The following is a 10,208-nucleotide window of genomic DNA, read 5'->3' as shown; positions in this document are numbered from 1 at the left end:
CTATATTGTCATGGATAGATACATCAGTACATTTTGCGAAGCGCATCAGATCAAACGCATTGTTATGCAGTTTCATGTCATATACTTCAACATTGTCGACAGATGACATATATATCAAAATATAATAGGAACCTTCACCACGATAATGTTCATTATTATTTTGAAAGTTACCATCGACTTCAAAACCATGTATTTTGATGTTACCTTTGGAACCCGCATTTTTTATCAATGGCTCATATATGTCCCATCTTGCATTGTTCTTTAGCTTGACAACAGCGTCAGAGTCGCCAGTAAGGGTACTACTGTCGCCTATTTTAATTGTTTCACCGATGATATAAGTACCTGATTTCAGATAGACTGTTCCACCTGTTCCAGCTACTTTAGCCAAAGCAGCATTGATTTGCACGTCGTCATTATATCCGTCACATACATAGTCAGGATTGTCTCCTGAAAATCCAACTGTGATGGTATCTGCCGCTGCTACACCTATAAAAAGTGAAAACAGGACTAAAAATAGTAATAGTTGTCTCATTTTTCTAAAACTCCTTCGTTTGTTGTATCATCCTGGGCTTTAATTACCCTTACTTGAATAATAATATTCATTTGTGCTATGATATAAAAAGGTATCGAATTTATAAAACAAACATATTTATTTGGGCGTAATTTTCATAATAATATATTAGTAATTATGGAAGTGTACGATGGGAGAATATATTCTATTATATTTATTATATTCATAATATAAATAGGCATGCACTGGTTTTTTGAAAAACAATTTCAGTAAAAAATGAACATATACAATATGTATAAAAAGTAATATTGAATTTAATAAAATAAGGCAATTAGTAAAATTGGACTTAAATTATTATCGAATTTTTAAGCCGCGGCACTCAAGATAATTCAGATTGTTATTTTTCATAACTTTTCAATCCGGGAATTATCCTGTAAACCTTTTTTTGATACTCCCGGTACTCATCACCAAATTGTGCCACTAGCCTGCTTTCCCAATGAAGAGAGCCCATGACCAGATATATGGTAGTCAGGATGTATATGATGAGCAGATTAGTTGTCATAAAAGGGGTGAGCCACATCAAAACAAGTCCCGAGAACAGGAAGGGATCCCTTATCCACCGGTAAACACCATGGATCTCCAGGTGACCTGCTTCTGGAGTATTTGGTGCAGATAGCTGTGAATGCAGCCTGAATCGATGTGGTGCATCAAGCAAAGCCCTGGGACCAACAATGGCAGCAATCACCTGTCCGGCTATCATTAACCAGCGCCATGGAGACGGTACGATGTAGAGAAACGGGCCTGGATTTTTATAGAGCAGATAAACTAATGGTATTAGAGTTATCACTGCAATGAGATTGTAGACTGGCATGTATAATTTGTCTGCTCTGGAACCTAAAGATCGCCTGATGGAACGTTTGAACGGCAGGCTTGCCAGCAAGCTGTGGATAACTGCGAATCCCACAAGACTAAGAACCAGAATCACTATGGATAGGACCAAATTCTACACCCTATGTTATTAAATTTAAAGATATATTTTACTTTCCTTTATAGAAGTCTATGATCCATCCAATTCCAAGTATTATTAGAACTATGGGAAACCACGGAATATCAATTGTTAATATGTGCAGGTCATTTATCAACCACAATATACCGGTAACTAATAGTATTACAGGAAACATCGGAAAAACCGGTTTTCTGGAACTCTTTTCATTTTCCATAAAAGCACCCTGCATTTTTATTATGGCTCAATTACTTATTAGAGTTTCGAGAAGAAGAAGAAGAAGAAGCTATCTAAAAGAGATTATCAAATAATCTCATGGTTTCCTGTATTCTAATTTGATGGTCCCGGTTCATATTGTCTTGTTATTGTTTTTGCTTTGATCTTTGTTGCAGGTATCGCATCCCAATGAAGGCCAGTATCAAGACCCCTAATATTTCAGAGAGAAAAGAGTAACTGCTCTCCAGAGTATATGTATTCCTTAAGATCCGAAGGAAATAGTCGAGTAAACCGGAAGAACTATAGCCTTGCGGAAATTGCCAGCCCATAAGTGGCCAGAACAATGTTTGTGGGGCTGTCCACATCCTGTCTTCTACAAGATGCAGGAAGGTGGCTGCAGGAATGACAAGTATGCGATTGTCATCTTTTCTTTTGTAATAATATACTGCAGCCATAAGTACCAGCAAGCAGAATAGTAGTGTGTGGCCGTAGATCCTTCCGTTGCTGAAGTAATCTGCAAAGATACCTTCGCCAATGGGTTTGTCAATAATATCAGGAAGCATGGCGCCAAAAGCGACCATTGGCAGACCGGTGTATAATTTTGAAAAGAAGGGGTGTTTTTTCAGAATTATGAGTATCCCCAAGGTTACGCCTATATGGCCGATGATAAACATGTGGGATGATATTACTGTTTAAATTGATTTATTGCTTTTGATACCATCTGAAATGTATTCATCAGGTTTATATAATAATCTTGTATATAATACGAATATGCCTTATCCAATGTTTCATCTTTCATTTTTTATATTCTGCATCTCTCTGGTGGGGATATTTGCAATTGTTGGAAGCGGTTTTCGCAAGGAGATCGGCCTGAAGGATGTGAAACACTTAAGTTTGCTGTTCTTTGTTGGTAGTGTGGGTTCACTATTTCCTGATGTTCCGGCTGTATGGAACTATATACTCAATGGCAGTATGCAGCACACAAGAATATGGATGATACCAACTCATTCACTGCTCTTTGGTATTGTGGCATTTGTGCTTGCAATGATGCTGGGCTACCTTGTGTACAGGGACAGTTCAAAGGCAATGTCTCTGGGTATATTTGCAGAGGCGGCTTTTCTGTCTCATTTGCTTCTGGATGATATTGCTGAAGGCGGTCTGACTTATCTTTATCCGGTGTACAATGAACCGATGAGCATATTTGTCTTTATGAACGTCAGACTTTCAGGTGTGGATTTCTTTTACTATAATTTCGCCTGCTTTGTTTCAGTGTTCTTCATCTTCGCAGTGATGTTCATGGCTTTGCTTGCACTGAAGGACCTGGGGTTCGGGTTTCGGTATGAGCCCATTGAATGAAGCTGGTTTTTGGAAAATTCTTTTTTTTAGTCAATGACACTTCTTCTATTCTAATGGTTTTGGAATGTGCCGCCTTGGGCAGGATGGTTTTATTTCAGTCTATGTTTTTGCAATTGGTGTCGTGGATCTGTCCTGGTAAATTTTAAATATTATTGTGTACACAATTATTGTTATGACAATAAAGTTTGAATTCGTAAACCGTAAAAATGAACTCGAATATATAGAGGGTGAGTTCTTAAAAGGTGATTTCAGATTTATTTCAGTTATCGGAAGGCGTAGGCTTGGAAAGACGCGCTTTCTTGAAGAGTTCCTGAAAGGAAAAACGAGATATTGTTATGTGCTTGTTCCTGAGCTTAATGATCAGGATGTCAGGATGGAAGTAGCTAAGAGTTTTCATGAAAAACTGGGGATTAGTTTTTTGGGATCACCTTCATGGGATGATATATTTGAGGGTTTGTTTCTGTACTCTCTTAAAGAGCAGGTTGTTGTTGTTTTTGATGAGTTCCAGCGTTTCTCACGGATTAATAACAGTGTTTATTCATATTTACAGAAGCACATCGACAGGTCAGCAACTGAATCTAAGTTATTCCTGGTGGTGTCGGGTTCTTCCATAGGCATGATGCATCAGATATTCGAGTATGCTTCGCCATTATTTGGCAGGAGGACGGGGCAGATGCCTTTTGATGCTTTTAGCTTTGCTGCACTGGCAGATTGGTTCCCTGATATGCCTGTGGAGATGAAAGTGTACATCTACGCTATCTATGGGGGTACGCCAAAGTATCTTGAAGAGGTGGAATCGGATATATTGCAGGATAATATCAGGAAACTTCTTTCAAGGACAAGTGTGCTGTACAGCGAACCTGAGGTCTTGCTCAAGACTGAACTTAGGGAAAGTAATACCTATTTCAATATACTAAAAAATATAGCTTCCGGGAGTTCGAGGTCTTCAGAGATTGCGGAGCATTCCGGGATTAAAAGCACTTCTGTCGATTATTATCTAAGTATTCTGATAAATGACCTTGATCTTATAAAAAAAGAGAGTCCTGTTTGCGATAAAGAGTCATCAAGGAAAGCAATCTATCTGGTCAATGACAAATTTTTTAGATTCTGGTTCCGTTTTGTGTATCCTCGCCTCTCCGAACTTGAGATAGGGAACTATGAACGAGTATTGGAAAAGATCAAAAATGAGCTGGACACTTTTACAGCTTCTGTTTTTGAGGATATAAGTAAGCAGTTCCTGCTGGAAATGAATAGGTGTGGCAGTCTTCCTTTTACTTTTGAGAAGATCGGGAAGCAGTGGGGTAAATTCAAAGGAGAGCCTGGAAAGAATACATATGAGATAGATCTGGTGTCGATAAATTCAGACACTAAGCAAATACTGTTCTGTGAATGCAAATGGCAGAAACAGAATGTCGGGCCTGACGTTATAGTGCAACTCATGGATAAAGCAGAACACGTTAAATGGTATAACAGGGAACGAAAAGAATACTTTGCTGTAATCTCAAGATCAGGTTTTACTCCAAAGGCAAAGTCAGTTGCAAATGAGAAAAATGTATTGCTCTTTGACCTGGGGGATATTAGCAGGGTGATGAGCTTATCTGGCAAATAATATTTTTTTGTAGATGGTGTGCTTCTTCTGCGGTTCCCATTTCCTGATTTGCTTTTTGCAGGTGATGCATTTCTTCTATTTTAATAATCTTGGATCGTGCCGCATGCGTCGGGATATTTCTACTGTCTAAAAGCCGTGAGATGATGTGTATTTTTTTTAGATAAACCTTTTATACTATAACTTTAAACAATATATTATTAATAAATATAATATTAAAATGTATACTGTTGCTAAATGTGACATTACATTCTATAATATCCCTATACATGACGTATCGGGTTTTATATCGGAGGCATATAATGAAATGTAAATACTATGACAATTGCGATAAAGCCAGCTCCACAGCTAAAACCTGCGTTGAACACGGCGGAGGTTCCTACTGTGGTGCATATCGTGTCTTTGCTGCTCTTTCCCCGTCAATTTCCCCGGTTCCCTTTCCCGCTCAACCTGTTGCTATGCAGCGTAAGGAAATACTTGTATAATATACATATAAAACAGGATACTTAAAGGAACTTCAGTGTGATCCCTACAGGGATTTCTTCTTCCTTCCTGTATATAGCTGACATTATATTTTTTCCCGGCAAATGTTTCATATGCTTTACAATGTTTATTCTAATTCTCATATTTTCTCATATAAATATTCGTGTACATACGAATTGATTGTAAAAATTTAAAAATTGTTATATTTCATGTTTATTATAAATAGATTTGGCGTATAAATTAGGAACTTTTATATGTAATCACGTATCTTTTCACTGTAACAAGTATATATATTTCTCTTATATACTTTTCATATATGTGCTCGGTTCTGGTTTTTCTCTGCATCGATGCGCGCAGAACAAAGCGATCAAATGGTTGGTGATTGGTACAACATGACAATAGCAGCTGCAATTCCCGCATTCAATGAGGAGATAGCCATAGGCAGTGTTATCGCCCGGGCTAAGCAGCACGTGGACGAGGTCCTTGTCATAGACGACGGCAGTGCCGACAGCACAGCCCAGATAGCAGAACTCATGGGAGCCACGGTCATTTGCCACGAGCAAAACTCCGGCAAAGGCACAGCTCTTCGCACAGCCTTCCGCTGGGCCCAGCTCAATAAGATAGACATTCTCGTAACCCTGGATGCTGACGGCCAGCACTGCCCCGATGAGATCCCTCAAATAGTTGAGCCGATCCTCTGGCAACAAGCCGACATAGTAAACGGCGCAAGATTCCTCAAAGGCCACAGCGTAGATGTACCCAAATATCGCCGCGTAGGCCAGGAAGTTCTAACCTTTGCCACCAACATGACCGCCGATGTCAAGCTAACAGATTCTCAATTCTGTTGAATTCCGCATCATACTCTTTATTTTGTGGAAGAGGGAATTCCTCTCCTGAAGGACTGATTGAAAAAACAGTATTATTTCCGTTGTTCATAATAAATCCTCAATTAGTGATTTTTTGTGATTTTAATGTAAGATTCAATAGCATAGGTGTACCAAAGTTAGACAGTTCTACAAACTCCATCTTTCCCAAACTCATATTATCAAAAATTGTAACTTCATTTTCCATCTCAATAAACCTGTCAACTACATGACTGCCTATAAACTCAGCTCCACCAGTAACCGGTATATTAGAACCAGAAAGATTACCAAATACCACCATTTTTAATCAACCCAAAACGTTCCTGTTCAGACACTCCACAAATGCCTGTATATTTGTACTTCTATGGGTACATTAAACCCAGTGAACATATTTAAGTTTTGTGAAATTAGTAGAAGGATAATTTGTAGAGTTATATATACTCGTGGAGGGTCATGTTGGGATTAGCGGGGGTTCTGGTGCATGAAACTTATAATGGACAGGCTGATGGAGGGGAGGATAATAGGATGACGGGATAACCGTCCCGCCGTAGGCGGCACAATCCATGAATTTTTAATTAGAAAAAACATCGATCATTTCTGTAAGGTACAGCAACGTTTTTCTCTTCACCTCAGTAACCATTTCCACAAGGGAATAAAATTGATCCCATCCTCTTCTTTTTCAATATCCTCCGTAAGAAGGATCAGTTCAGCATCGTTAAGTTTAGCAAAATCGTGCAGACCTTCTGTTTCCCTTGGGTCGATATCATTAGTGTATGAGACGTTTATGGCCCGGAGTCTACCATCATCACTCCTGGCAATGAAATCCACTTCTTTTTTATCCTTCCAGTAATAAACGTCGTAGTTCCTTCTTTTAAGTTCGATGAAAGTGATATTCTCAGCCAGTCTTCCGGTATCCTTTGAGAACTGGAAAGCCACAGCTCCCCGAAGACCCGGATCTATACAGTATATCTTACGTGGGTTTACCTGCTGGCTTTTCAGGGAAGGGCTAAAGAATGGAACCTGCCAGACAAGATTTATATCTTCCAGATATGAAATGTACTCAGCAAGTGTTTCCTTGCTGACATGTGTACTTTCTTTGATTGTCTTATAGTACGAATTCACACTGAAAAGGTTACTGATGTTAGTAAGCAGATAAGAAGCCAGACCTTTCAGCAGGCTTGTATTCCTGATAGAAAACCTTTCTACAAGGTCCCTGTAGATGAACATCTCATAATAGTTCCTGAGTATTGCCTGTCTTAGTGTCTCATCTTCCAGTACGATTTCTGGAAAACCTCCCCATCTCAGATATTCGCCGAACGCTTTTTTAACAAGATACTTCTTTTTTCCATATTCCCAGTCTTTCTCAAGAGCAATTCCTTTAAAATGAAGATACTCCCTGAAACTCAGTGGGTAAAGGTAAAATGGTATTGTTCTTCCACGCAGGCTTGTTGCGATCTCCTGGCTCAGCAGTTTGGAACTTGATCCTGTCACAAATATCCTTGAATCCATGGTATCATGGATTCTTCTGACAAATATTTCCCATCCTGATATATTCTGTATCTCATCAAAAAAGAAATACAGAGTTTTATCCGTGTTTTCCGGATAAAGTTCAAAATAAGCCTCAATGACAGAATTAAGATCATTGAGTTCAAGAGGCATTATCCTGTCGTCCTCAAAATTGATATAGAGAATTTGTGAATTATCAGCATTTTGCCTGATACCTTTCATTAATTCATAGAAATAGAACGTTTTCCCGCTTCTTCTTGAACCAATAAGGCTTACTATTTTTCTGGTATCGACTATCTTTAAATCACGGCTGTATGTTTCAGGAAGTTCCTTTTCATGAAATTCTTTAATGATCTGTTTGAAAGCCGACTTTTTAGCCATAGTAGTCTTTTATGTAAGACTAACTATTTAAGGATTTATTCTTGTATAAAAGATAACTTTTCTCCGTGTCTGGCAGTGGTAGTCTGTTCATACCTATACATGAACTCTACAAATGATAGTTCCTGAATCATGGCAAGCACTCCACCAAAGGCGGCACGTTCCAACACCACTGATTAAATCCAATAAATATTTATATATTAAATTTTTATATTATAGCCATGTCCTATCCAGCAGTATCTTTTATGTTCTTTGTAACTTAAGGATTCATCAGGACTTGAGCAAAAGGTTACCGTCTTTAGAATAAACTTCAAATTAATCTATGTTTGAGCCTTCTCCCCCCACTCAAGCATAACGCTCTCACTCCCACTACAACTGCCCTTGCAAGCAAGGGGCAGTATCGCTGTAGTGCACTAAGTAGTAAAAAAAATAACAAGTGCCATTGTAGTATGGAAAATAAATGCCCTTCATGCGGTTTTGATAAAGAATATCCAGAACACCCTCTATGTAAGTATTGCTACTATCGAGGTACTGTGGGAGCTTCGAAATTCTTGTTATTTCAAACGATGAGGGATAATGGAAATAAATACTTGACCGTTGGTGAACTTACTGAGCTTGTCAATCAGAATCCAAACAAAAAACATAAGGTAACATCAAGTGCCGCATATAAGATACTTCACCGTTATTCCCGCTATTATGAAGAAGCAAAGAGCAGAAGGCAAGGATATCTTATACTAAAAAAGGAGATTCCTCGAAAGAAAGGCCAGAGGGGAAGACCGCAGATCAAGTATAAGTTGAGCTCTCGTCTCTTAAAAAGAGTTGATTATTACGATATGCGATGGAAAGTGGGTTTCCCGATCAATTCGCGTGTCAACAAAGGGAAGAATTTCAGGATGAGTCCAGAATATTCCAGAAGGGCAAAAAAAATTAATATTAAGTTAAAAAAAGGAGAATATGAGCTCTATACATATCTTCTGGTCTAGTTCCATCACGTTCATGAAGGAATTTAATCGTCTTTTAGTATTTTCCAAACCCTGATCAACAAAACTAAAAAGGTCATGATAAATCTCATTAGTTTCTCCAGACAGGACAAACAATTATACATATGAAACTAACAATAGGTAAATAAGACCTTTTTAACTTCTATCTGCAGTAATTCAAGTCTTTTTTTGAGCTCGGGTAATTTTTCTTCCAATGTATCCCACACGAGATTATAATCTACAACAAAAATGACATTCTCATACCGCTACCATTTCCTTCAATACTTCGTTTTTCATCATTGGATGCAAAGCTCGTATGGAAACCACATTTTTGTACTTTCATCAACACAGGGCAAACAACTTATACATATGAAAATAACATATACTTCAAAAAGACCTTTTTTTAAGATGAACATGCCATATAAAACCAATGTTGAAAAATACAGACAACAGCTTCATGAAATGTTGCCGCAGTTGAAAGAGGAATATAACGTCAGTTACATTGGATTATTCGGTTCCTATGTACGAGGAGAGGACACTCCAAAAAGCGATCTCGATGTACTGGTGCAGTTTAGCAGGGCACCTACTATTTTTAGATTTGTTCACCTGGAGAACTATCTTTCCGATTCCCTGGGAATCAAAGTGGACCTTGTCATGAAAGATGCATTGAAACCAAACATAGGTAAATACATACTTAAAGAAGTTGAAGCCATTTGAGGGATCTGCATTCGTGATGTAAGAGACTATGTACAGGACATATATAATGCCATGGAGGCAGCTGAAACTTTTATCAGTGAGTGTACCTTTGATGATTTCATCGAAGATGTCAAAACTCAGTATGCTGTAATACGGGCCCTGGAAATAATTGGCGAAGCAGCAAAGAACATCCCTGATGAAATAAAGCAAATATATTCATCAGTTCCATGGAAAGATCTGGCAGGTATTCGGGACAAATTAATACATGCTTATTTTGGTGTAAACCTTGAAGTTGTCTGGCTTAGTGTAAAAGAAGGAATACCTGAAGCCAAGCCGGTGATTGAAGATTTATTGAACAAGCTGGATTCATAGGGTTATGCTTCCTGTTTGATGCATGACGGGGAAGTTTCTCCCCATTTCTGCGCGTAAAAAAAACTAATAAGAATATATCGAAGAATACAAAAAAATTGCTTAACAATTACTGCTTATGAAAATCTGTTTGTTCAAGACCTTCTATTATCGGTTGCATATTAAGCTAATGGGATGTATTGTCTTTTTTAACTTGTAAGCCGAGAAGTCTCCTTTCGTAAGATGGGGAGATGAAAGGCGT

Annotated in this window: 14 protein-coding genes; 7 read left to right on the top strand and 7 right to left on the bottom strand. The window is 38.3% G+C overall.

Annotation, left to right across the window (positions count from 1 at the left end; all coding sequences use genetic code 11):
- The 4 genes from QZZ23_RS12850 to QZZ23_RS12835 all read right to left on the bottom strand — a co-directional run.
- On the bottom strand, positions 1-532 hold a 532-nt coding region (locus QZZ23_RS12850), incomplete at its 3' end, for a glycosyl hydrolase family 28-related protein (RefSeq protein ID WP_292470840.1).
- A 376-nt stretch (positions 533-908) separates the two neighbouring features.
- Positions 909-1,511, bottom strand: a complete 603-nt coding sequence (locus QZZ23_RS12845) for an isoprenylcysteine carboxylmethyltransferase family protein (protein ID WP_292470839.1) — start codon at positions 1,509-1,511, stop codon at positions 909-911.
- A 37-nt stretch (positions 1,512-1,548) separates the two neighbouring features.
- Complete coding sequence (locus QZZ23_RS12840; RefSeq protein WP_292470836.1) at positions 1,549-1,731, bottom strand: hypothetical protein; 183 nt, start codon at positions 1,729-1,731, stop codon at positions 1,549-1,551.
- 145 nt (positions 1,732-1,876) lie between these two features.
- A complete protein-coding gene (locus QZZ23_RS12835; protein WP_292470834.1) occupies positions 1,877-2,404 on the bottom strand; it encodes a metal-dependent hydrolase in 528 nt (175 codons plus the stop codon).
- Between the two features lie 109 nt (positions 2,405-2,513).
- Here QZZ23_RS12835 and QZZ23_RS12830 point away from each other — a divergent pair, with 109 nt between their 5' ends.
- From QZZ23_RS12830 to QZZ23_RS12815, 4 genes are all read left to right on the top strand, one after another.
- Positions 2,514-3,086, top strand: a complete 573-nt coding sequence (locus tag QZZ23_RS12830; protein WP_292470831.1) for a metal-dependent hydrolase — start codon at positions 2,514-2,516, stop codon at positions 3,084-3,086.
- A 172-nt stretch (positions 3,087-3,258) separates the two neighbouring features.
- Positions 3,259-4,695: an ATP-binding protein gene (locus QZZ23_RS12825; protein ID WP_292470828.1), complete on the top strand. Its 1,437-nt coding sequence runs from the start codon at positions 3,259-3,261 to the stop codon at positions 4,693-4,695.
- Positions 4,696-4,994: 299 nt separating this feature from the next.
- A complete protein-coding gene (locus QZZ23_RS12820) occupies positions 4,995-5,177 on the top strand; it encodes a hypothetical protein (RefSeq protein ID WP_292470826.1) in 183 nt (60 codons plus the stop codon).
- Positions 5,178-5,567: 390 nt separating this feature from the next.
- Positions 5,568-6,023 carry a glycosyltransferase family 2 protein gene (locus tag QZZ23_RS12815; protein WP_292470823.1) on the top strand — a complete coding sequence of 152 codons (456 nt, stop codon included), beginning with the start codon at positions 5,568-5,570 and terminating at the stop codon, positions 6,021-6,023.
- Positions 6,024-6,120: 97 nt separating this feature from the next.
- Here QZZ23_RS12815 and QZZ23_RS12810 read toward each other — a convergent pair whose 3' ends face one another.
- The 3 genes from QZZ23_RS12810 to QZZ23_RS12800 form a co-directional block, all read right to left on the bottom strand.
- Positions 6,121-6,339: a hypothetical protein gene (locus QZZ23_RS12810; protein WP_292470821.1), complete on the bottom strand. Its 219-nt coding sequence runs from the start codon at positions 6,337-6,339 to the stop codon at positions 6,121-6,123.
- Positions 6,340-6,662: 323 nt separating this feature from the next.
- Positions 6,663-7,925 (bottom strand): ATP-binding protein, encoded by a 1,263-nt coding sequence (locus tag QZZ23_RS12805; protein WP_292470818.1) that lies wholly within the window; start codon positions 7,923-7,925, stop codon positions 6,663-6,665.
- 35 nt (positions 7,926-7,960) lie between these two features.
- Positions 7,961-8,095 (bottom strand): hypothetical protein, encoded by a 135-nt coding sequence (locus QZZ23_RS12800; RefSeq protein ID WP_292470817.1) that lies wholly within the window; start codon positions 8,093-8,095, stop codon positions 7,961-7,963.
- A 276-nt stretch (positions 8,096-8,371) separates the two neighbouring features.
- Between QZZ23_RS12800 and QZZ23_RS12795 the strand changes: the two genes are divergently transcribed.
- The 3 genes from QZZ23_RS12795 (at position 8,372) to QZZ23_RS12785 (ending at position 9,970) form a co-directional block, all read left to right on the top strand.
- Positions 8,372-8,905 (top strand): hypothetical protein, encoded by a 534-nt coding sequence (locus QZZ23_RS12795; RefSeq protein ID WP_292470815.1) that lies wholly within the window; start codon positions 8,372-8,374, stop codon positions 8,903-8,905.
- Between the two features lie 411 nt (positions 8,906-9,316).
- Entirely contained in the window at positions 9,317-9,619 is a 303-nt protein-coding gene (locus tag QZZ23_RS12790; protein WP_292470813.1) for a nucleotidyltransferase family protein, read from the top strand.
- A gap of 51 nt (positions 9,620-9,670) precedes the next feature.
- Positions 9,671-9,970 (top strand): DUF86 domain-containing protein, encoded by a 300-nt coding sequence (locus QZZ23_RS12785; RefSeq protein ID WP_292470810.1) that lies wholly within the window; start codon positions 9,671-9,673, stop codon positions 9,968-9,970.
- The last annotated feature ends 238 nt before the right edge of the window (positions 9,971-10,208 follow it).

Origin of the sequence: Methanolobus sp. (genome assembly GCF_016278385.1) — an archaeon.
Taxonomy (GTDB): Archaea; Halobacteriota; Methanosarcinia; order Methanosarcinales; family Methanosarcinaceae; genus Methanolobus.
The sequence above is the reverse complement of the archived record's forward strand: the minus strand, read 5'-3'. Positions and strand labels throughout refer to the sequence as shown.

Coding starts and splice junctions, on each gene's coding strand:
- QZZ23_RS12840 (WP_292470836.1), bottom strand. CDS start 1,731: ATGGAAAATGAAAAGAGTTCCAGAAAACCGGTTTTTCCGATGTTTCCT.
- QZZ23_RS12835 (WP_292470834.1), bottom strand. CDS start 2,404: ATGTTTATCATCGGCCATATAGGCGTAACCTTGGGGATACTCATAATT.
- QZZ23_RS12830 (WP_292470831.1), top strand. CDS start 2,514: ATGTTTCATCTTTCATTTTTTATATTCTGCATCTCTCTGGTGGGGATA.
- QZZ23_RS12825 (WP_292470828.1), top strand. CDS start 3,259: ATGACAATAAAGTTTGAATTCGTAAACCGTAAAAATGAACTCGAATAT.
- QZZ23_RS12820 (WP_292470826.1), top strand. CDS start 4,995: ATGAAATGTAAATACTATGACAATTGCGATAAAGCCAGCTCCACAGCT.
- QZZ23_RS12815 (WP_292470823.1), top strand. CDS start 5,568: ATGACAATAGCAGCTGCAATTCCCGCATTCAATGAGGAGATAGCCATA.
- QZZ23_RS12810 (WP_292470821.1), bottom strand. CDS start 6,339: ATGGTGGTATTTGGTAATCTTTCTGGTTCTAATATACCGGTTACTGGT.
- QZZ23_RS12805 (WP_292470818.1), bottom strand. CDS start 7,925: ATGGCTAAAAAGTCGGCTTTCAAACAGATCATTAAAGAATTTCATGAA.
- QZZ23_RS12795 (WP_292470815.1), top strand. CDS start 8,372: ATGGAAAATAAATGCCCTTCATGCGGTTTTGATAAAGAATATCCAGAA.
- QZZ23_RS12790 (WP_292470813.1), top strand. CDS start 9,317: ATGCCATATAAAACCAATGTTGAAAAATACAGACAACAGCTTCATGAA.
- QZZ23_RS12785 (WP_292470810.1), top strand. CDS start 9,671: ATGGAGGCAGCTGAAACTTTTATCAGTGAGTGTACCTTTGATGATTTC.